A 22,226-nucleotide genomic window follows, 5' to 3' on the forward strand; every position below is an offset into this window, starting at 1 on the left:
GCGGTACTTTCGAATCCCGATGTCCGGTTCAGCGCCGGCATCGGGTTTTTTCATTTGCGGCGCTGGATCGTCGCAGCCGCCGCGCCCGCCGCCGCAAACGCGCACGCGGCGGAGAGCGCGGCGACGGCGCGCAACGCATCGGCGATGGCATCGGCTTGCGCGCGGGCGAGCGGCGCCGATGACGCTTCGGACGTCGGCTGGGCGTCCAGCGCGCGCATGCTGTCGCGCGGCACATGCAGCCGATCGAGCCGCGCCGACAAAGCCGCGTCGTGCGACCACACGAACACGATGCCGAGCACCGCGATCGCGAGCAGACTCGCCACGCGCGCGACCGCGTTGTTGATGCCCGACGCGATGCCCGCGCGCTCGCTTCCCGCCGATGCCATCACGGTCGTCGTCAGCGGCGCGACGGTGATCGTCATGCCGAGCCCGAGCACGACGAGCGCTGGCAGAAAGCCCATCCAGTAGCTGCCCGCGACGAACGGCAGCGCGAGCATCGCGAAGCCCAGACCCGCCACGCACGGACCGGCGATCAGGAGCGCACGCGCGCCGAAGCGGCTCGTCAGCCCGCCCGTGAAACGCGACAGCAAACCGATGATGAGCGGCATCGGCAACACCGCCGCGCCCGCTTCCGTCGCGGTGAAACCGTATGCGCGAATCAGCGTGTACGGCAGGAAAAACAGCACGCCGCCGAGCCCGAAGTACAGCAGCAGCGTGACGATATTCGCGCCGCTGAAATCGCGCGAACGGAAGATGTCGAGCGGGACCATCGGATCGCGCGATTTGGCTTCGATCGCGATGAACGCGGCGAGCAGCACGATGCCCGCGCCGATCATCCCGAGCACGAGCGGATCGGCGAAACCGCGCGACGGCGCTTCCGTGAGACCGTAGGTCAGCATCGCGAGGCCCGCCGCCGTGCTCGCCGCGCCGGGCCAGTCGAGGGTTGGCGGCGCGTCGGCGTCGTGGCTGTCGGGCACGGAAGCCATCGCCAGCGCGATCGTCGCGGCCGCGAGCGGCACGTTGAGGAAAAAAATCGCGCGCCACGAAATTGCATCGACGAGCCAGCCGCCCGCCGCCGGACCGACCGACGACGTGATCGCGCCGACGCCCGCCCACGTGCCGATCGCGCGCCCGCGCGCCTCGCCGTCGAATATCGCGCCGATGATCGCAAGGCTGCCCGGCACGAGCAGCGCCGCGCCGATGCCCTGCAATGCGCGCGCCGCGATCAGCCAGCCCGTGCCCGGCGCGAAGCCGCACGCCGCCGACGCGACCGTGAAGATCGCGACGCCCGCGACGAACACCTTGCGCCGTCCGAGCTTGTCGCCCATCGCGCCGCCGACCAGCACGAGCGCGCCCAGAAACAGCAGATACGCGTTGACGACCCACTGCATCGCCGCAATGCTCGCGCCGAGCTCGCTCTGGATCGACGGCAGCGCGACGTTGACGACCGAGCCGTCGATGAACGCCATGCTCGATCCGAGAATCGTCGCGGACAGCGCGAGGCGCTTGCGATGGCACGGCTGATCGGCGGCGACGGGTTGCGCGCGGATCGCGAGTTCGTCGCAAGGACTCGCGGGCGAGGCGACGGCGTGCACGCGTTGCGGGTTGTTCAATGGCGCTCCTGGTCGACGAATCCGCGGATAGAAGAGGCTAACCGGTTCTGCATTTTCACGCCCGCGACGTGGTTGGCACGCTCGCGCGCACGCCCCGGCCCGGCGGGTTAAGCTAATTGCTTCACTCGCATCGAGATGCCGCCATGAGTCGAACAGACGGAGTCGCGCAAAGCCGATGGCTCGTAGATGCGCGCGAGGAAATCGCCGCCGCGCTTCGGACTTCCGACGAAGCCTGGCTTCACGACATGAGCATGCGCTGGGGTTGCCGTCTCGCGATGCTCGTCGCGGATTTCGGCGTGCGCGTGATGCTGCGTGAGGAAGGCGTCGTCATGAAGCTCGAGCCGCCGCCGGAGGTCGACAGCGCGCTCATCGAGTTCTGCGAAGGGAAGGCCGATTCGCTCGCGCGCGCCGCGTGGATCAAGCTGTCGAAGTTCGAAGAGCACGCGATCGCCGTGCTCGAAGCGAGCGCGCTCATTCAGGGCGATGCGCAATGCACCGCCTGCCGCGAAACCATTCTCGCGTGGCGTCAGATGCTCATCGCCGCGAACGAGTGGCCGCGCGAGGAAGCCGATCCGTACATCAGCCACGCCTGCCGGCCGATATTGAAGCAGTTCATGAATCTCGCGTCGTGCGCGACGGACGGGCATCAGTTCGAGCTCGCGCGCGCAGGCGATTACGAAGAGACATGGCGCGAGTTCGAGAACTTCTGTTCCGATGAAGATGCGCCGCCCGTGACCGGCTGGGGCCGCAAGTATCGGCATCGGGCAAACGCATTGCCGATGCCTCGTGCGTTCCAAGTCAGAACCGATGCCGCAAGCCGACCGTCGCTTCGACCTGATTGCTCGTCGACGATGGCGCCGTGAGGCCGTTGATCCACGCCACACCCAATGGCGAATTGGCGCTGGCGCTCACGCCTTGCCATACGCCCTGGATGTAGACATCGGTGCGCCGCGAGAAGGCATAGCCGGCCATCGCGCTGACTTGATTCCAGTGCGGATTGCCCGCGCCCGCGAGCCCGCCCGCGCGCGAATACGTGTACGCGGCCGAAAGTTCGACGGCGGGCGTCAGCGCGTAGCGCACGTTGCCTTCGAAGTTCTGGACATGCGTCGAAGAGCCGGTCTGGAACAGCTCCGTCAGATTCGTCTGGGTATAGACGAGGCCCGCCACCGCCGGGCCGATCGCGTAGCTCACGCCCGCGCCCCACGTCTGCTGACGGCCCGCCAGCGCGCCTAGCGGAACGGCCGTCGTCGTGAGCACGCCCTGTAGCGAAGAGCCGGTCGTATCGGTGACGGCGCCGTTGGTGTTCAATTGCCCCGGCGTCGCGGCGTCGCTGTTCAATTGCAGGAAGCCCGCGCCGAAACTAAGCGGTCCCCACATATACGACATGCCGAAGCTGTACGCACGATTGTTCGAAAATCCGCCGGCCTGGTTCGAGAAACCATATAACGCACCGAGCTTGAATCCCGCGAAGTCCGGGCTCTGATACTTCACGGCGTTGTTGATCTGGAACGAATCGTTGAGGTTATCGATATCGAATGGATGTGCGAAATGCGTGCCGCCATACTCCGTGCCCGTCAATGATAGTGGCGCGACGAAATCCACCATGTCGTCGGTCTGACGGCCGAACGTGATAACGCCGTAATCGCGGCTCGACAAGCCGACATACGCCTGCCGGTTGAAGAGGCGGTTATTCACCGACGATTGTCCATTGTTCAGATTGAAGCCGCTTTCCAGATTGAAGATAGCTTTCAATCCCCCGCCGAGATCTTCAGCGCCGCGCAAGCCCCATCGGCTGTATTGGACTGGGCCGCTTTTCAGTTCCCAATTGCTGTGGCCGCCGCCGGTCGGCGTGATCTGATTGTTCGAATACGTGATGCCGGCGTCGATGAGGCCGTAGAGCGTCACGCTGCTTTGCGCGTGGGCCGCGCCCGCGCAAGCGATCATCGTGGCCGCACCGCTCATAAGCAACTTTTTCATTTGCCGAGGCTCCATCGATGTCGGGTAAAGACACGCATGCCTCATCCACTTTATGCGACCGAAACGATAACCGGCAACCTGAAAATATCGCGCGCGAGCACGGGCTCGGGCGTCCGCTTAAAAGTCGTGGCGCACCGAGAATGTCATGCCCTTTTCATGCTCGTGATTCACGCCGAGCTGCGGATTGGCAGAGAAATGCCAATCGTCCGTGTCGTTCGTGATGTCGTCGCGCGGCTGCACCCGAACGGGCGCCGAATTGGGCGATAGCGGCAAGGGATAAGCCCGCGCGAGCTGGCTCAGATCGGGATGAACATTTCTTTCGTACTTCGACAATGCGATGGCGTCGAGCGCGTCCATCGTGCCCTTGAATGCATATCGCGGATGACGAGGCCCGACGCGAGACACGCTTTCGGTCGAGACAATGGCTGGCGCGGGAAAGAACAGCACATTCGCCGCCACGCGCTGATTGGGGATCAGGCGAGCCTGTTCGCTGGCTGATGCGAAGCTGCCGACAACAAAAGCCATGATGCCGGCGACCCAATACCTTCGGATAAGACGTGTCATCGAATGCCCGAAAGACGCTACGGTCGAATGAAATTCAGCGCTCTTAAATCATTTTAATTCATTTGGCGGTGCGTTTCCTGACGATGACGCCATCGAATCGTAATCACGAATTGTGCAACGAATCGAAATGTGATTCTCGAATTGCATGACGGGTTTCACAACTCTGCGCGCAGCATCTATCTTGAAGAGCGGATCGACTCCGATCACGCATCTTCCGGAGACCACATCATGTTTGCGCGCAAGCTCCGACTCATTGCCTTGTCCACTGCAATACTCGTCTGCGCCATACCGAATGCCTCTTTCGCAACGGAACAGGCACAACAACGCCGCGCGGGACGCGACGTCCGCCAGGACACGCGACAGCACGCACGCCATACGAAACAGGATTGCCGCGCGGCGAATCAGCAATCGAACGCGAGTTGCCGTCACGACAAACGCGACACGAAGCAACAGGGACGACAGGCAGCACGCAATATCAAGTATTGATGTGCGGGACAGGTTGTTTCCTGTCTATCGCATTCCCGCAATCGCCGATGAACGTTCAATGAAAGGAGACCTCGTGATGAGCAAGCACTCCAGAAATGGCGCGTCGCATTCTTCTGCTCTCGAAGGCGATGAACTTCGCCTCGTCGATGCGTGGTGGCGCGCGTGCAATTATCTTTCGGCAGGCATGATCTTTCTCGCCGATAACCCGCTGCTACGCGAACCGCTGAAGGCCGAACACGTCAAACACCGGCTGCTCGGGCACTGGGGCGCGAGTCCCGCACTGTCGTTCGTATGGGCGCATCTGAACCGCGTCATCAGGCGCGACGACATCGACGTGATCTTCATGGCCGGCCCCGGTCACGGCGCGCCCGGCGTGCTCGGTCCCGCGTATCTCGAAGGCACGTATTCGGAGGTCTATCCGGACAAGAGCGAAGATGCCGAAGGCATGCAGAAGTTCTTCAAGCAGTTTTCCTTTCCGGGGCATATCGGCTCGCATGTGACGCCCGAAACGCCGGGATCGATCCATGAAGGAGGCGAACTCGGCTATAGCCTTTCGCACGCTTATGGCGCGGCACTGGACAATCCGGAGTTGATCGTCGCGTGCGTCGTCGGCGACGGCGAAGCGGAAACCGGTCCGCTCGCAACGGCGTGGCACTCGAACAAGTTCATCAATCCCGCGCGCGATGGCGCGGTGCTGCCGATCCTCAATCTCAACGGCTATAAGATCGCGAATCCGACGATCCTCGCGCGCATCGGTCATGACGAGCTGGAGGCCTTGTTCGTCGGTTATGGTTATCGGCCTTATTTCGTCGAGGGATCGGATCACAACGAGATGCATAAGAAGATGGCGGAAACGCTCGATGCCGCGACCGCCGACATCCGCGCGATCTGGGACAAGGCGCGCAACGATGGCCATGTGAAACGGCCGCGCTGGCCGATGATCGTTTTGCGCACGCCGAAAGGCTGGACCGGTCCGAAGGAAATCAACGGACATAAGGTCGAAGGTTCATGGCGCGCCCATCAGGTGCCGTTCTCCGACGTGCATAACAATCCCGCGAATCTCGCCGTGCTCGAACGCTGGATGCAAAGCTATAAGCCCGAAGAACTCTTCGATGAAACCGGCCGCCTGCGTGAAGAGATCAGATCGATCGCGCCCGTTGGCACACGGCGCATGAGCGCGAATCCGCATGCGAATGGCGGCACGTTGCGCAAGGAACTCAAGCTGCCCGATTTCCGCGACTATGCCGTCGATGTCGGTCAGGCCGGCAAGCTCCTGCACGAAAATACCCGTCCGCTCGGCGCATTCCTGCGCGACGTCATGCGCTGCAACATGGACCGGTTCCGCGTGTTCGGCCCCGATGAAACGGCCTCGAATCGGCTTCAGGCGATCTATGAAGTCAGCAAGAAAGTCTGGATGGCCGACCTTCTGCCCGAAGACGAAGACGGCGGGGAGTTGTCCCGCGACGGCCGCGTGATGGAAATGCTTTCCGAGCACACATTGCTCGGCTGGCTCGAAGGTTATCTGCTTTCAGGGCGGCACGGTTTCTTCCACACGTACGAAGCGTTCGCGCATGTCATCGATTCGATGTTCAATCAACATGCGAAGTGGCTCGACATCTGCAAGAACCATGTGCCCTGGCGCGCATCGGTTTCGTCGGAAACGATTCTGCTTTCATCGACGGTATGGCGGCAGGATCACAACGGCTTCTCGCATCAGGACCCGGGCTTCATCGATCTCGTCACGAACAAGAGCCCTTCGGTCACGCGCGTGTATCTGCCGCCCGATGCCAACACACTGCTCGTCGTGGCCGATCAATGTCTGCGCTCGACCGACTGCATCAACATCATCGTCGCGGACAAGCAGAAGCATCTGCAATTCGCGACCATCGACGAAGCGATCGTTCATTGCGCCAAAGGCATCGGCATATGGCGGCGCGCGAGCACCGATGAAGGCGAGGAGCCCGACGTCGTGCTCGCCTCTTGCGGCGATGTCGCGACGCAAGAAGCGCTAGCCGCCGCGGCGATCCTGCGCGAGCAGTTGCCCGAATTGAAATTGCGCTTCGTGAACGTAGTCGATCTCTTCAAGATGCAGCCCGACACCGAGCATCCGCACGGATCGAGCGCGCGTGAATTCGATAGCCTCTTCACGCTCGACAAGCCTGTGATCTTCAACTTCCACGGTTATCCGTGGCTGATTCACAAGCTCGCTTATCGCTTTCACAATCACGAGAATCTGCACGTTCGCGGCTATAAGGAAAAAGGCAACATCAACACGCCGCTCGAACTGGCGATACTCAATCAGGTCGATCGTTTCAATCTCGTCATCGATGTGCTCGATCGCGTGCCGCGCCTGCAGGCAAGGACCGCGCACTTGAGGGAGGACATGAAGAACGCGATCATCCGTCACCTCGATTACGCGCATACGCACGGCACCGACAAGCCGGAAATCGCCGACTGGGTATGGCCCTTCTGAATCACGGAGATTCCTTGAGCACGCGAAGATCCGGCTGCACGGCGCCATCCGCTGCATGCCGGGTCTGAGCCTGCGAGCGTTCGTCGCTCTCCTTCGATGTCTGGATGCGCATCTGCGGCAACATCATCTCGATGCCCGCTTCATCCATCTTGAGTTTGAGCCTCGCATTGAAGGCGCGCGCGACGCTCCATTGCTGGAGCGGTTTCGTCTTGATCTGCCCTTTCACGACGATGCAGTTCGACTCGAAGCGATCGAGTCCCCACACTTCGACCGGCCCGATTATTTCGTTGCGAAAGCGAAAGTCGGCCATCATGTCGGCGCCCACTTCGTTGATCATGCGCGTGATGTCGTCGAGCTTCGCCGAGAACGGCACGCGCACTTCGAACACTGCATTCGCGAAATCCCGCGACAGGTTCTTCACGATCTTGATCTGCGAAAACGGAATCGTGTGAACCGCGCCTTGTCCGTCGCGCAGGCGCACCGTGCGGATCGTCAGGTCCATCACGGTGCCCGCGTGTCCGCCGTCGATGTCGATCCAGTCGCCGACCGAAATCGTCTCCTCGACGATGATGAACAGCCCCGTGATCAGATCGGTGACGAGCGATTTCGCGCCGAAGCCGACCGCCAGGCCGATCACGCCGGCGCCCGCGAGCAGCGGCGTCAGGTTGATGCCGAGACTCGCGCACGCGACGATGGCCGCGAGGCTCGCGACCGTCACGAAGATGCCATTGCGCACGAGCGGCAACATCGTGCGGGCGCGCACGCCGGGACTCAGCGCCTTGTTGCGCGAACTGTTCTGGCCGAGCGCTTCGAGTATCACGGTATCGAGCACGATCCAGATGAACCACGCGCCGAACACCGTCGCGACGACCGCGATCAGCGCGTGCCTGAAGCCGGGCGTCATCGCGCTGTGCCTGATGAGCCGCGCGATCGGTCCGCTCCATAGCTCGAGCTCGAAGCGCAGATAAGCCAGCCAGATCAACAATACGATCAGCGTGCATCCGAAGCGCAACAGGCGCGTGAGATGCGGCGCGCGGCGCTGCGCGCGCGTGTCGCGCCGGCGCGTCAAATGCAGCAGCAGCGCGGACGCGAACAGCGTAAGCACGAGCAGCGCCGCGCTCAATAACGACGGCCGCAGCACGTCGCCTTCCGCGCCGCGCCCGTCGATGATCGCGACCACCGATGCCACCGCGATCAGCAGTATCGGGATATGCCATAGCGACGCGAGGATATCGAGCGCTTCCGTCGCGAACTGATGATCGCGCCTGCGCGCATACGGCCGATTGCGGATCAGATGCGTCACGGGCCGCCGGTAAGCGAGCGCGAAATAGCCGCACAGCAACGCGGCGGCGAGCCCCGCGAAGGTCGAGATGATGCCCGCGAGATTGGGGCCGAGCTGCCGTGTGACATCGGCGTTGGCAGTGGCATCGCCGAGCGCGCCGGATGCGCCGATCGCAAAGAGCGGCCAGAGCGTGCGCGTCAGCAGTTGCTGCACGGCCACGCGCCGATGCGCCGTGCTGAACACCGAAAACACGATCATGCAGATGGCCGAGAAGATCGAGCCCGCGACGATCGCATAAGCAATGACGAGCCCGAGCGTGCGGCCGAGCGCATCGGGCATCGCGCGCACGAAGAGCAGCACCGCGATGAACGCGACCACCCACGGCCCCGTCTGACGCAGCGCGAACGCGAGCAATTGCGTCGATGTCGGATTCGGCGCGAGCGCGACGTCGCGGCCATAGCGCGCGAAGATGCGCCGCTGCACGCGGATCAGCAAGAACGCGCACAGGCCCCATCCCGCGAGCGTCGCGCCCATGCCGCTGACGATCCTGCCGAACGATTCGCCTTTCGCGCCCGTGACGACGGCCTGCAATTCGCCCGCGGCCGCACTGCCGCGCGCGGTCCAAAAACGCATCGGCGTGAGCCCTTCGCTGAGATTCGTTTCGACGGATGCAATGCCCGATGCGATCGCGCCAAGAAGATCGGCATTGGCAGGCGCGGGCGTGGCGGGCGCGGCGCTCTGCGTCGCATCGCGTAACGCTTTCAATTGCGTGACGAGCGCGCTGCGTTGCGCGTCGTTGTCGAGCGTGCCGATGAGGCTGTTCAGCGAACGCACCATTTCGGCCTGACTCGCGGACGACGGCGCGGACGCCGCGGTCGCATCGGCGGGCGTCTGCGGCGCGATGAACTTCTGCATCGCACCGGTCAGCGGCGCGGCCATCGCCGGAAACACGCACGCACATCCGATCAAGACACCGAGTGCCATCAGGACACGCCTCGCATCGATGTGCCGCGTGAATGCGCTCATGGAGTCGCCCTCCAGGATCATCGCCGTTGCGCGAGATCGCGAACGGCTCTCGCGCAAAGATTAGCGTATCGAATTCAGGCGTGCCATCAGGCTGTCCTATTCGGCGGCGCCGCTCAGCACGACACGCCGGAAGAATTGCGCGAGGACGTCCTCGGCGAATTGCGCCGGCACCGACTGCGGGTCCGACGAATAGAAGAACTGCACGCCGTCGCACAGCGCGATGAGGCCGAGCGCCATCTGTTCGGGCGGCATGGTGAGCGGCGTGCCCACGCGTTCGGAAAAAGCGCGGATGTAATCGGTCGTGGTCTGACGCAGTTCGCGCATCAGCGCATTGAAGCTCGCGCGGAACCTCGCGTCGCGGCTCGCGTGCAGCTTCGCTTCGACCCACAGAAGAAAGCACGCGTTGTTCTGATAGCACTCGCTGTAGTACTGCAGCACGCGCGCTTCCATGTCGGCGCGCGACGCCTCGCCATCTTCGAAAATCGTGGAGAGGCGCTGCATGATCGTGTCGTGATCGCGCTTGAGCACTTCGAGCAGCAACTCGGCCTTGCTAGAAAAGTTCGAATAGAACGCACCGCGCGTGTAGCCCGCGTCGGCGGCTACATCTTCGACGCTCGATGCGCCGAATCCTTTCTTCGTGAAAACCGCTTGCGCAGCGTCGAGCAGACGCTGACGCGTCTGGTCACGGCTCTGCTCGCGGGTGAGACGGACTGGTTTCATGCGCGCAGTGTAGCACCGCAGGGCTTACGAATCCGTCTTTGCATTCAGATACAAGTGTGTATTAGAATTCACTTCGTATTTGCGTCCGGGTCGTCGAAACCCTTGCCGGACGGGGCTTTCAGGTCGATGCATCAATCCGCCCCATTCAGGCTCGTTTCTCGAAATTGCTGCCGGACAGCCCCGGACAACCCATTTCCCCTGCTTTGCCCACGAGCGGCGCGTCACGTCTTCGCGGCGCGCGGCACCATGCCCTTGCGGGCGCCGAGGTTCCTGTGAAGCTCTTGCACTCACCCGCGTCGGTCGTGGCGCGCGCGGCATTCGTCCCGATCGTCTGTGTTGCGCTCGTCGCCTGCAAGCGGCATGAAGCGCCTGCGCCCGCACCGCGTCCGGTCGTCGCCGTCGCGGCACAAGCCGACGGCCACGCGACCGCGTCGAGCCTGCCCGGTCAGGTGCAATCGCGTTATTCGACGCCGCTCTCGTTTCGCATCAACGGCAAGATTCTCGAACGGCGCGTGCGCCTCGGCGATAGCGTGAAGGCGGGGCAAGTCGTCGCCCGGCTCGATCCCGCCGATGCCGAGAAGAACAGTGCCAGCGCCCGCGCGCAGCTCGATGCGGCCGAGCATCAGCTCGTCTATGCAAAGCAGCAACTCGATCGCGATCGCGCGCAGGCCGCCGAAAATCTCATCGCGCCCGCGCAGCTCGAACAGACGCAGAACGCGTATGCGTCGGCGCTCGCGCAGCGCAATCAGGCGCAGCAGCAAGCGGGGCTCTCCGCCGATCAACTGCGCTACGCGACGCTCGCCGCCGATCACGCGGGCGTCATCACCGCAGAGCAAGCCGACACCGGCCAGAACGTCACGGCGGGCCAGGCCGTTTATACGCTTGCATGGAGCGGCGATATCGACGTGATCTGCGACGTGCCCGAAGCCGCGCTCGCCGCGTTCGCCGTCGGACGCGAAGCGAACGTGAAGCTCGCCGCACTGCCCGGCAAGACCTTCAAGGCGCGCGTGCGCGAACTGTCGCCCGCCGCCGACACGCAAAGCCGCACCTGGCGCGCGAAGCTCACGCTCGAAGCGCCGACGCCCGATGTGCGGCTCGGCATGACGGCGGACATCGCGTTCGCGGCAGCCAGCGACGCGAAAGGCGCGTTCACGATTCCATCGACGGCGCTCTTTCACGACAACGGCCATCCCGCCGTGTGGATCGTGAAGCAACCGGGCGATGCGCTCGAACTGCGGCGCGTCGAAGTCGCGCGCTATGGCGAGCGCACGGTGACGCTCGCGGGCGGCATCGCGGCGGGCGAGCGCATCGTGTGGCAAGGCGTGCATACGGTGTCCGCGGGCGAGAAAGTGCGCGTCGTCGCGCCGCTGCATCCCGAGGACTTCGCGTCATGAGCGATACACGCGAAGACAACGACGCCTATCGCCACGAAGAAGGCCGCTTCAATCTCTCCGCGTGGGCGCTGCGGCATCGCGCGCTCGTCGTGTTTCTCATCGCGATGGCGACGATCTTCGGCATCCTCGCGTACACGCGGCTCGCGCAGTCCGAAGACCCGCCTTTCACGTTCCGCGTGATGGTGATCCGCACGTTCTGGCCCGGCGCGACCGCGCGACAGGTGCAGGAGGAAGTGACCGACCGCATCGCGCGCAAGCTGCAGGAAACGCCCTACACGGATTTCATGCGCAGCTATTCGCGTCCCGGCGAATCGCTGATCTTCTTTCAGATGAAAGATTCCGCGCCCGCGAAAGACGTGCCCGAGGAGTGGTATCAGATCCGCAAGAAAGTGGGCGATATCGCCGCGACCTTGCCGCCCGGCACGCAAGGCCCTTTCTTCAACGACGAGTTCGGCGATGTCTACACCAACATCTACGCGCTCGAAGGCGACGGCTTCTCGCCCGCGCAACTGCACGATTACGCCGATTCGCTGCGCACGGTTCTGTTGCGCGTGCCGGGCGTCGCGAAAGTCGATTACTTCAGCGATCAGGAAGAGCGCATCTATGTCGAGATCCCCAATACGACGCTCACGCGTCTGAACATCTCGCCGCAGCAGATCGCGCAGGCCATCGACGGACAGAACGCCGTGTCGAGCGCGGGCGTGCTGACCACGCCGAACGATCGCGTATTCGTGCGTCCGAGCGGCCAGTTCAAGAGCGTGGACGCGCTCGCCGATACGCTCATCAACGTGAACGGGCGTTCGTTCCGGCTCGGCGATATCGCGACGATCAAGCGCGGCTACATCGATCCGCCCGTCACGCAGATGCGTTCGGCGGCCGTGCCCGTGCTCGGCATCGGCATCACGATGCAGCCGGGCGAAGACGTCGTGCGTCTCGGCAAATCGCTCGATGAAACGATGATCAAGTTGCGTGCGCAACTACCCGCGGGTTTGAAGCTGACGGAAGTGTCGAGCATGCCGCGAGCGGTTTCGCATTCCGTCGACGACTTTCTCGAAGCGGTCGCCGAAGCGGTCGTCATCGTGCTGATCGTGAGCCTCGTATCGCTCGGCGTGCGAACGGGCATGGTCGTCGTGATCTCGATTCCCATCGTGCTCGCCGTCACCGCGCTCTTCATGTATTTCTTCGATATCGGCTTGCACAAGGTTTCGCTCGGCACGCTGATTCTCGCATTGGGTCTGCTCGTCGACGACGCGATCATCGCCGTCGAGATGATGGCCGTGAAGCTCGAACAAGGCTGGAACCGCACGCGCGCCGCCGCGTTCGCCTACACGAGCACGGCGTTTCCCATGCTGACCGGCACGCTCGTCACCGTCGCGGGCTTTCTGCCGATCGCGCTCGCGAAGTCGAGTACCGGCGAGTACACGCGTTCGATCTTCGAAGTATCGGCGATCGCGTTGATCGCATCGTGGCTCGCGGCGGTCGTGCTGATTCCGCTGCTCGGCTACAAGCTGCTTCCCGAGCGCAAGAAAGAAGCGCATCTGCCCGACGATCACGAACACGATATCTACGACACGAAGTTCTACGGACGCCTGCGCCGATGGGTCGGCTGGTGCGTGAAGCGGCGCTTCGTCGTGCTCGCAGTCACGGTCGTGCTCTTCGTCATCGCGATGGCCGGCTTCACGCTCGTGCCGCAGCAGTTCTTCCCGAGCTCGGATCGACCCGAACTTCTGATCGACGTGAGATTGCAGGAAGGCGCATCGTTCGAAGCGACCCTGCGCGAAGCGAAGCGTCTCGAAGAAGCGTTGAAGGGCCGCGATGAAATCGATCATGTGGTGAGCTTCGTCGGCACCGGCGCGCCGCGTTTTTATCTGCCGCTCGATCAGCAATTGCCGACGCCCAACTTCGCGCAGTTCGTCGTCACCGCGAAGTCGGTCGAAGCGCGCGAGCAGCTCGCGCGCTGGCTCGATCCGATGTTGCGCGAGCGCTTCCCCGCCGTGCGTACGCGCCTGTCGCGTCTGGAGAATGGTCCGCCTGTCGGCTATCCGGTGCAGTTTCGCGTGAGCGGCGACGATATCGGCACGGTGCGTCATATCGCGGAACAAGTAGCCGGCGACATGCGCGCCGACTCGCGCACGACGAATGTGCAGTTCGACTGGGACGAGCCATCGGAGCGCTCGGTGCGCTTCGAGATCGATCAACAGAAGGCGCGCGATGCGGGCGTCACGTCGCAGGACATATCGAGCTTTCTCGCGATGACGCTGACCGGCACGACCGTCACGCAGTATCGCGAGCGCGACAAGCTCATCAGCGTCGACTTGCGCGCGCCGCGCGCCGAGCGTGTGGATCCTTCGCGGCTCGCGACGATCGCGATGCCGACGCCGCACGGACCGGTGCCGCTGGGGGCGCTCGGCCGCGTCGTCGATACGCTCGAATACGGCGTGATCTGGGAACGCGACCGCCAGCCGACCATCACCGTGCAATCGGATGTGAAGGGCGACGCGCAAGGCATCGACGTGACGCACGCCATCGACGAGAAGCTCGACGAGATTCGCCGCGCGTTGCCCGTGGGTTATCGCGTGGAAGTGGGCGGATCGGTGGAGGAAAGCGGCAAGGGTCAGGCGTCGATCAACGCGCAGATGCCGGTGATGGTGATCGTGGTGCTCACGCTGCTGATGATTCAATTGCAGAGCTTCTCGCGCGTGATGATGGTCGTGCTCACCGCGCCGCTCGGACTCATCGGCGTGGTCGTCACGCTGCTCGCATTCGGCAAGCCGTTCGGCTTCGTCGCGATGCTCGGCGTCATAGCGATGTTCGGCATCATCATGCGCAACTCGGTGATTCTCGTCGATCAGATCGAGCAGGACATCGCGTCGGGGCACAAGCGATTCGATGCGATCATCGGCGCGACGGTGCGGCGCTTCCGCCCTATCACGCTGACCGCAGCCGCCGCCGTGCTCGCGCTGATTCCGCTTCTGCGCAGCAACTTCTTCGGCCCGATGGCCACCGCGCTCATGGGCGGCATCACGAGCGCGACCGTGCTCACGCTTTTCTATCTGCCCGCGCTCTATGCCGCGTGGTTTCGCGTGAAGCTCGACGAACGCGAAGGAGCATCGTCATGAATCGCCGGCTATTGATGACTTGCGCGTGCGTCGCGTTGAATGCGTGCGCGCTCGGCCCCGATGGCAAGCCGCCCGCGATGCCGCAGCCCGCGCATTACGGCGCCGAAACGCAAGTGCAGGCGAGCGTGAGCGCAGAAGGCGCGTCGCAACGTTTCGATGTGGGCGCGAAGCCCGTGCCCGAATGGTGGAAGCGCTATCGGTCGGATACGCTGAATGCACTCGTCGATGAAGGCTTGCGCGCGAGCCCGAATCTCGCGGCAGCCGACAAGAGCCTCGTCGCGGCGCGCGAACAGTTGCGCGCGCAAGTGGGTTCGTCGCTGTTGCCGCAGATCGATGCGGGCGGACAAGCGACGCGGCAACGCGGCTTCGGCATTCCGCAGGGCGGCCCGCCGACCGTGCTCTACAACCTCTTCGTCGGGCAGATTCAGGCGCAATACACGTTCGATCTCTTCGGCGCGGCGCGCTATGCGAATGCATCGCTTGCCGCGCAGGTCGACCAACAGGCCTTTCAACTCGATGCCGCGCGCCGTGCGCTTGCTGCGAACATCGTGACGGGTGCGATCGGCGCGGCCGCGTTGCATGCGCAGATCGACGTGACGACGCGTCTCGTCGCGCTAGCCAACGACGACGCGCACGATGCCGAACGCCGCTACGCGCTCGGCTCCGCATCGCGCGCCGACATGCTCGCCGCACAGCAGAACGCGGCGTCGCTCGCATCGCAATTGCCGGGCTTGCGCGCGCAATGGCTTGCGACCCGCCACGCGCTCGCCGTCCTGCTCGGACGCACGCCCGATCAGGCGCCCGACGATCTCGATCTCGCGAGCCTCGCCGTGCCGTCCGATGTGCCGGTCGTGCTGCCGTCGGAATTGCTGCAGACGCGCCCCGACATCCAGGCCGCCGATTCGGCGTTGAAGGCGTCGGCGGCGCAAGTCGGCGTCGCGACGGCGCAGTTGTTTCCGAGCTTGTCGATATCGGCATCGATGGGCAAAGGCGGCTTCGACTGGCCGACCGCGCTCTCGGGCGCGGGCGCGTTGTGGAGCGTGGGCGCATCCCTGTCGCAGCCGATCTTTCATGGCGGCGCGCTGCTCGCGCAACGGCGCGCGGCCATCGCCACGTATGAGGCCGCCGTCGCGCAGTACAAGCAGACCGTGCTCGCGGCGTTTCAGAACGTCGCGAACACGCTGGCGTCGCTCGAAACGGACAGCGAAACGCTCGCCTTCGCCGATCGCGCGAGCAACGCGGCACGCGATGCATCGGCGGATGCGGCTGCGCGCGTGCGTCTCGGCGCGATCCCGCCTCGCGCGGCGCGCGGCAGCGAGCAGCAGTATCTCAACGCGCGGCTTGCGACGATCCGCGCGAGCAGCGCGCGTCTGAGCGATACCGCCGCGCTCTTTCAGGCGATGGGTTCGCCGGTTGCGCCGGAAGCATCGGTCGTGCAAACGCGATGTTCGGACGATCAGTCGGAGAGACCTCGCAACGTTTGCTGCGGCGCGGCCGAAGGCGCGGGCGAACGTTGCGCGAGCCAGCGATAGGTGAGCGTCGCGCCCGCTATCGCAATCGCCGACGGAATCAGGAAGTCGTGATCGAAACGCGTGAATTCGAGCATCAGCACGAGCGCGGTCAGCGGCATCTGCATCGCCGCGCCGAGAAACGCACCCGCGCCGATGACCGCGAACGCGCCGAGCGGCGTGCCCGGCCAGATGCCGTTCCACAGACTGCCGAGCACGATGGCGAGCAGCGCGCCGTTGGTGAGGCCCGGCGTGAGCAGGCCGCCTTGCGCGCCCGCGCGCAGCGAGCTCACTTCGATCGTTACCTTCAGGACGAGCAGCACGCCCGCGAGCGCGAAGCTCACGTGATCTTCGAAGGAAAGACCGGCCGGACCTTTGCCGTTTCCCGCGAGCTGCGGGTAATACATGACCAGCGCGCCGACTAGCGCGAAATTCGCGATCGTCAGCACAGGCAACGTCTTGCCGCGTGGCGCGTTTTCGCGTGCGGCGCTCGTGAGCTTCGCGAAAAGACGCGCGGCCGCCCCGAAAACCGGCGCCATGACAACGGCCCACGCGAGCAGTTGCGCGTTCAGCGTGAAGTCCGGCAGATGATACTGATGCCCGTCGCCGAGCCCGATCCACGCGACCATTGCCGCGATCGACGACGTCACGAACGCCGCCGCGATGATCGCGCCATCGAACGTGCAGAGCAGCACTTCCAGCACGAACACGGCGCCGCCGAGCGGCACGTTATAGACGGCGGCAAGCCCCGCGCCCGCGCCGCACGCGACCATGATGCGCGATTGCACGGGCGTGAGTCCCGCGTAGTGCGCGAGCCAGCCGGACCATAACGCGCCGATTTCGCGCGGCGCGACTTCGCGGCCGAGCGGCGAGCCCATCGCGACCGTGACGATCTGCAGGAGCGCATGCGCGATCGTGCTGCCGGTCGGCATGCGCGGATCGTCGGCCTTGACGGCCTTCGCGATGCTGACGAGCGGTTTGCCGAAGCGATGCACGCACCACCAGCCGACGCCCGCGACGACACCGCAAAGCGTCAGCACGATGAAGCGCCGCGCGGGCGACGCAGCCGATATGCCTTCGAGAAAGCTTTCGCCGCTGGTGAACGCATCGAGGCTGTAGCCGAACGCGACGTGCTGGATCAGATGCAGCAAGAGCGCCAGCGACATGCCGCCGAGACCCGCGCCCAGACCGACGAGCACGGTAACGACGATGAGCTTCGCGCTTGCGTTCGACGAGGGCATCGCAGTCACCGTTGGGGGAAAACGTACAGCTTAATCCCAAGTCCCCCAGTTGCTCTTCGCGCTGCGCACGCAGTTTCGAATACGAACGATGCTAGTTCTTGTCCGCCACGACCTGATCGAACGTGCCGCCATCGGCGAAATGCGTCTGCTGCGCCTTCTGCCAGCTTCCGAACATCTGCTCGACGGTGAAGGTTTTCAGCGGCTTGAACTCGCTCGCGTGTTTTGCAAGCACGTCGGCGTTGCGCGGACGCAGATGATGCTGCGCGATGATTTCCTGCGCGGCAGGCGTGAACAGAAAGTCGAGATACGCCTGCGCTTCCTTGCGCGTGCCGCGCTTGTCCACGACCTTGTCGACGATCGACACAGGCGGTTCCGCGAGCAGACTCACCGACGGATACACCGCCTCGAAGTCCTTCGCGCCCGGTCCCGCGCTCATCAGGCCGACTTCGTTTTCGAAGGTGACGAGCACATCGCCGATGCCGCGCTGCGTGAAGGTCGTCGTCGCGCCGCGCCCGCCCGTATCGAGCACGGGCACGTTCTTGAAGACGGCTTTCTCGAAGTCTTGCGCCTGCGCGTCGCTTGCGCCTTGCTGCTTCTTGAAGCCCCATGCCGCGAGATACGCATAGCGTCCGTTGCCCGATGTCTTCGGATTCGCAATCACCACTTGCACGCCGGGCCGCGCGAGATCGCTCCAGTCCTTGATGTTCTTCGGATTGCCCTTGTGGACGAGGAAAACCATCGTCGTCGTGTAGGGCGCGCTCACGTCCGGCAGACGGCTGCGCCAGTTCGCGGGCACGAGCTGACCGCGCTCCGCGAGCAAGTCGATGTCGTTGGGTTGATTCATCGTGACGACATCGGCCTGCAAACCTTGCGTCACCGACAACGCCTGCGCGCTCGATGCGCCATGCGACTGCCGCACCGATACCGTCGCGCCCGACTTCTTTTTGTAGTCCCCGACGAAGGCCGCGTCGATATCCTTGTACAGCTCGCGCGTCACGTCGTACGAGACGTTGAGCAGCGTCGTGTCCGCATGCGCGAAGCTCGCCGCGATGCCGAGTGCAACCGTAACGATCAGCTTCTTGTGAACTGCCATTTTCTCTCCAAAGACAAGGGGTTTGTCTACCGCACAACAGACAAAGGCCGCCCGAGGGCGGCCATGCATGCATTGAACGAATTCAGACAGCGGGGTCAACCATACGCGCGCTGTTCCTCCTCTTCGTATTCGGGCGACGCGCGGCGGGCGAGCGTTTCGACGAAATGCTTCGCGAGCGGCCACGGCCCAAATCCCGCCGATGTATTGATATGCCCCGCATCGCCGAGATTGACGAACGCGCTGTTCCAGCGCTGCGCGAGCGTGCGCGCGTCGTCGAGCGGCATCCACGGATCGGTCTCGCTGCCGACGACGAGCGACAGCGTATCGAGCCTGCGCGCGTTGAACGCGCCCGCGAAACGGAACTTCGCCGGGCTCGCGGGCGCGACGAACAGCACGCCCTTCACGTTCGGCAAGTATGCGTGACTCAGCGCATGTCCCGTGGCAAGACAGCCGAAGCTATGCGCCGCGATGACGACAGGACCGTCGATGCCCGCGAGGACGTCGAGGACGGCATCGCTCCAGATCGCGAGATTCGGCGTGCTCCAGTCGCGTTGCTCGACGCGCCGCGTGCCGGGCATCTCGCGTTCGAGCCAACTCTGCCAGTGCGCGTCCTCGCTGCCGTGCAAGCCGGGCACCGTGACGAGCGTGACCGCGTTTCCTGCGTTTCGTGCATCGGGCGCGTTACGATGATTCATCTTCGATCCTCGCTGGACTCGAACTGGACAGGTTCCATTCTCGTGCAGCGCGCAGCGGGCGCTAACCAATATTTCGTCATTTGTTTATGGCGATGCCGCCGGGGCGCGCCGCTATAATCGCAGCTCGAAGCGCCCGCCTTCCTTCCCCTTCCCGCTCTCATGCCGACCCGTCGCCCTTCCGTTTCGCTCGATTCGCACGTACCGCTCTACACGCAGATCAAGGACGTGCTGCGCTCCGGCATTCTCGATGGCCGCTATCCGCCGATGAGCCGCATGCCCTCGGAAAGCGAGCTAATGACGATGTTCGACGTGAGCCGCATCACGATCCGCCAGGCGCTCGGCGACCTGCAAAAGGAAGGGTTGATCTTCAAGGTCCACGGCAAGGGCTCGTTCGTATCGCAACCGAAGGCGTTTCAGAACGTGACGTCGCTGCAGGGTTTCGCCGAGGCGATGTCGGAGAGCGGACACGAGATCATCAATCGCGTCGTGCAGATGCGCGTCGTGGCCGCGCCGCCCGAAGTCGCCGCGCAACTCGCGCTTGCCGAAGGCAGCAGCGTCGCCGAGATTCATCGCGTGCGCCTGCTCAATCGCGCGCCCGTTTCGTACGAAGTGACGTTCCTGCCCGAAGCCATCGGCAAACGCCTGAAGCGCGCGGAGCTCGCCACGCGCGATATCTTCCTGATGCTCGAAAACGACTGCGCCGTGCCGCTCGGTCACGCCGATCTGGCGATCGACGCCATCGCCGCCGCGCCCGACATCGCGGATGCGCTCGACGTGAAAAAAGGCGCACCGCTTCTGCGCATCGAGCGCCTCACGCACGATGCCGGCGGCAAGCCCATCGACTTCGAATACCTCTATTTCCGAGGCGATACGTTCCAGTATCGGCTGCGCATCGATCGCGAACGGACCTCGCCCGCCGCATCGCGCGTTATTCGAAGCAGGCACAAGCAAAGCAAAAACAATTGATTCCCTCGCGGTTCGCGCACTTCTAGAATCTGGTCCTGACTTGTCATAACAAGCGGCGAAACCAGATCATGCAGACCCACGAACTCGAATACGACATCGTCGTCGTTGGCGGCGGCACGGCTGGGCCGATGGCCGCCGTCAAGGCGAAACAGCGCGACCCGAATCTGCGCGTGCTGCTCATCGACAAGGCGCACGTGAAACGCAGCGGCGCGATCTCGATGGGCATGGACGGCCTGAACAACGCGATCATTCCCGGCCACGCGACGCCCGAGCAGTACACGAAGGAAATCACCGTGGCCAACGACGGCATCGTCAATCAGGCCACGATTTATGCGTATGCGCGCCACAGCTTCACGACCATCGAGGAGCTCGATCGCTGGGGCGTGAAGTTCGAGAAGGACCATACCGGCGACTATGCCGTGCGCAAGGTGCATCACATGGGCGCGTATGTCTTGCCGATGCCCGAAGGTCACGACGTAAAGAAGGTGCTGTACCGGCAATTGAAGCGTGCGCGCGTGGAGATCACGAATCGCGTCGTCGCCACGCGTCTTCTGAATGGCCCGAATGGCGAGATCGCGGGCGTCATGGGCTTCGATTGCCGCACCGCCGACTTCTACGTGATCCGCGCGAAAGCGGTCATTCTCTGCTGCGGCGCGGCCGGCAGATTGGGCCTGCCCGCATCGGGCTATCTGATGGGCACGTACGAGAATCCGACCAACGCCGGCGACGGTTACGCGATGGCGTACCACGCAGGCGCGGAACTCGCCAATCTCGAATGCTTCCAGATCAATCCGCTCATCAAGGATTACAACGGCCCGGCATGCGCGTATGTGACGGGACCGCTCGGCGGTTATACGGCGAATGGCAAGGGCGAGCGCTTCATCGAATGCGATTACTGGAGCGGGCAAATGATGTGGGAGTTCTATCAGGAACTCCAGAGCGGCAACGGGCCGGTGTTTCTCAAGCTCGATCATCTCGCGGAAGAAACGATTCAAACGATCGAAACGATCCTGCACACCAACGAGCGGCCGAGCCGTGGGCGCTTTCATGCGCGGCGCGGTAACGACTATCGCTCGCGCATGATCGAGATGCACATCTCGGAGATCGGCCTGTGCAGCGGACACAGCGCATCGGGCGTATGGGTCGACGAGCACGCGCGCACTTCGGTGCAAGGGCTTTACGCGGCGGGCGACATGGCCGCCGTGCCGCACAACTACATGCTCGGCGCGTTCACTTACGGATGGTTCGCCGGTGAAGATGCCGCCGCGCATGTCGCCGGCCGCGCGCTGCCCGCGCTCGACGCATCGCAGATCGAACATGAGCGTGCCCGCATCTTTGCGCCGCTGTCGCGCGAACATGGCCTGCCGCCCGCGCAAGTCGAATACAAGCTGCGCCGCTTCGTGAACGACTATCTACAGCCGCCGAAAGTCACGCGTCGCATGGAGATCGGCCTGCAACGCTTCGCGGAGATTCGCGAGGACGTCGAGCGTCTCGGCGCCGCCGATCCGCACGAGCTGATGCGCGCCGCTGAAGTCGCCGCGATCCTCGATTGCGCGGAAATGGCCGCGCGCGCGTCGCTGTATCGCACGGAGAGCCGCTGGGGCCTTTATCACCATCGCGTCGATTTTCCTGAGCGCAACGATGACGAATGGTTCTGCCACGCGCATCTGAAGAAGGACGCATCGGGACGCATGACGTCCTTCAAGAAACCCGTGGAACCGTACGTGGTTCCCGTCGACGAGTCCGAGCGCGGCGCGTATTCGCGTCTGCGCGTGGCTCGCACGTCGCAGCCCGTCGCTGCATAGGAGAGAGAACATGGCACTCGTGCCCCGCGAAGCGCGCCAGCGCTCGAGCCTTCCCGTGATGATCGACGAAGACAAGTGCATCGCCGACAAGGGTTGCACGGTCTGCATCGATGTCTGTCCGATGGACCTGCTCGCAATCGATCCCGACACCGGCAAAGCCTTCATGAAGTTCGACGAATGCTGGTACTGCATGCCCTGCGAACGCGATTGCCCGACCAATGCCGTGCATGTCGACATTCCCTATCTTCTTCGATGATGACGAGG

At 63.8% G+C, this 22,226-nt stretch carries 17 protein-coding genes; 9 read left to right on the forward strand and 8 right to left on the reverse strand.

Annotated elements, in window-relative coordinates:
- Window positions 1-50: 50 nt before the first annotated feature.
- A complete protein-coding gene (locus NCT05_RS21125) occupies window positions 51-1,613 on the reverse strand; it encodes an MFS transporter (protein ID WP_250503099.1) in 1,563 nt (520 codons plus the stop codon).
- Window positions 1,614-1,756: 143 nt separating this feature from the next.
- On the opposite strand from NCT05_RS21125, the gene NCT05_RS21130 reads away from it, so the two are divergent.
- Entirely contained in the window at window positions 1,757-2,476 is a 720-nt protein-coding gene (locus tag NCT05_RS21130; protein WP_250503100.1) for a hypothetical protein, read from the forward strand.
- Here the strand turns inward: NCT05_RS21130 and NCT05_RS21135 are convergent.
- Window positions 2,412-3,590 carry a porin gene (locus NCT05_RS21135; protein WP_008352860.1) on the reverse strand — a complete coding sequence of 393 codons (1,179 nt, stop codon included), beginning with the start codon at window positions 3,588-3,590 and terminating at the stop codon, window positions 2,412-2,414. The two genes, NCT05_RS21130 and NCT05_RS21135, sit on opposite strands and share 65 nt — an antisense overlap.
- Before the next feature lie 117 nt (window positions 3,591-3,707).
- Window positions 3,708-4,115, reverse strand: a complete 408-nt coding sequence (locus tag NCT05_RS21140) for a hypothetical protein (protein ID WP_008352859.1) — start codon at window positions 4,113-4,115, stop codon at window positions 3,708-3,710.
- 267 nt (window positions 4,116-4,382) lie between these two features.
- On the opposite strand from NCT05_RS21140, the gene NCT05_RS21145 reads away from it, so the two are divergent.
- Window positions 4,383-4,640, forward strand: a complete 258-nt coding sequence (locus NCT05_RS21145) for a hypothetical protein (RefSeq protein WP_033536715.1) — start codon at window positions 4,383-4,385, stop codon at window positions 4,638-4,640.
- A 76-nt stretch (window positions 4,641-4,716) separates the two neighbouring features.
- The gene (locus NCT05_RS21150) at window positions 4,717-7,113 is read left to right on the forward strand and encodes a phosphoketolase family protein (protein ID WP_008352857.1); all 2,397 of its coding nucleotides are present in this window, start codon (window positions 4,717-4,719) and stop codon (window positions 7,111-7,113) included.
- A 1-nt stretch (window position 7,114) separates the two neighbouring features.
- On the opposite strand, the gene NCT05_RS21155 is transcribed toward NCT05_RS21150, so the two are convergent.
- Both NCT05_RS21155 and NCT05_RS21160 read right to left on the reverse strand, forming a co-directional pair.
- Window positions 7,115-9,421: a mechanosensitive ion channel family protein gene (locus NCT05_RS21155; RefSeq protein ID WP_250503101.1), complete on the reverse strand. Its 2,307-nt coding sequence runs from the start codon at window positions 9,419-9,421 to the stop codon at window positions 7,115-7,117.
- 96 nt (window positions 9,422-9,517) lie between these two features.
- Window positions 9,518-10,141: a TetR/AcrR family transcriptional regulator gene (locus NCT05_RS21160; protein ID WP_008352853.1), complete on the reverse strand. Its 624-nt coding sequence runs from the start codon at window positions 10,139-10,141 to the stop codon at window positions 9,518-9,520.
- 272 nt (window positions 10,142-10,413) lie between these two features.
- Between NCT05_RS21160 and NCT05_RS21165 the strand changes: the two genes are divergently transcribed.
- The 3 genes from NCT05_RS21165 to NCT05_RS21175 are packed head-to-tail and all read left to right on the forward strand — an operon-like array spanning window position 10,414 to window position 16,186.
- On the forward strand, window positions 10,414-11,535 hold the full coding sequence (locus NCT05_RS21165) for an efflux RND transporter periplasmic adaptor subunit (protein WP_175979529.1): 1,122 nt from the start codon (window positions 10,414-10,416) through the stop codon (window positions 11,533-11,535).
- Window positions 11,532-14,654 (forward strand): efflux RND transporter permease subunit, encoded by a 3,123-nt coding sequence (locus tag NCT05_RS21170; RefSeq protein WP_250503102.1) that lies wholly within the window; start codon window positions 11,532-11,534, stop codon window positions 14,652-14,654. The genes NCT05_RS21165 and NCT05_RS21170 overlap by 4 nt, the downstream gene beginning before the upstream one ends.
- A complete protein-coding gene (locus NCT05_RS21175) occupies window positions 14,651-16,186 on the forward strand; it encodes an efflux transporter outer membrane subunit (protein ID WP_250458026.1) in 1,536 nt (511 codons plus the stop codon). The genes NCT05_RS21170 and NCT05_RS21175 overlap by 4 nt, the downstream gene beginning before the upstream one ends.
- On the opposite strand, the gene NCT05_RS21180 is transcribed toward NCT05_RS21175, so the two are convergent.
- The 3 genes from NCT05_RS21180 to NCT05_RS21190 form a co-directional block, all read right to left on the reverse strand.
- The gene (locus tag NCT05_RS21180) at window positions 16,111-17,403 is read right to left on the reverse strand and encodes a chloride channel protein (RefSeq protein ID WP_250503103.1); all 1,293 of its coding nucleotides are present in this window, start codon (window positions 17,401-17,403) and stop codon (window positions 16,111-16,113) included. The genes NCT05_RS21175 and NCT05_RS21180 overlap by 76 nt on opposite strands.
- 91 nt (window positions 17,404-17,494) lie before the next feature.
- A complete protein-coding gene (locus NCT05_RS21185) occupies window positions 17,495-18,496 on the reverse strand; it encodes a sulfate ABC transporter substrate-binding protein (RefSeq protein ID WP_250503104.1) in 1,002 nt (333 codons plus the stop codon).
- A gap of 95 nt (window positions 18,497-18,591) precedes the next feature.
- Window positions 18,592-19,191, reverse strand: a complete 600-nt coding sequence (locus tag NCT05_RS21190) for an RBBP9/YdeN family alpha/beta hydrolase (RefSeq protein ID WP_250436067.1) — start codon at window positions 19,189-19,191, stop codon at window positions 18,592-18,594.
- A gap of 159 nt (window positions 19,192-19,350) precedes the next feature.
- Here NCT05_RS21190 and NCT05_RS21195 point away from each other — a divergent pair, with 159 nt between their 5' ends.
- From NCT05_RS21195 to NCT05_RS21205, 3 genes are all read left to right on the forward strand, one after another.
- Window positions 19,351-20,157: a GntR family transcriptional regulator gene (locus tag NCT05_RS21195; protein ID WP_250436068.1), complete on the forward strand. Its 807-nt coding sequence runs from the start codon at window positions 19,351-19,353 to the stop codon at window positions 20,155-20,157.
- Window positions 20,158-20,225: 68 nt separating this feature from the next.
- Window positions 20,226-21,962 carry a fumarate reductase/succinate dehydrogenase flavoprotein subunit gene (locus tag NCT05_RS21200; RefSeq protein ID WP_250458028.1) on the forward strand — a complete coding sequence of 579 codons (1,737 nt, stop codon included), beginning with the start codon at window positions 20,226-20,228 and terminating at the stop codon, window positions 21,960-21,962.
- A gap of 10 nt (window positions 21,963-21,972) precedes the next feature.
- Window positions 21,973-22,218, forward strand: coding sequence for a 4Fe-4S dicluster domain-containing protein (locus NCT05_RS21205; RefSeq protein WP_008352838.1), 246 nt, complete (start codon window positions 21,973-21,975; stop codon window positions 22,216-22,218).
- Window positions 22,219-22,226: the final 8 nt, after the last annotated feature.

The sequence above is a fragment of the Caballeronia sp. AZ7_KS35 genome, assembly GCF_023631045.1.
In the GTDB taxonomy this organism is placed as follows: Bacteria; Pseudomonadota; Gammaproteobacteria; order Burkholderiales; family Burkholderiaceae; genus Caballeronia; species Caballeronia zhejiangensis.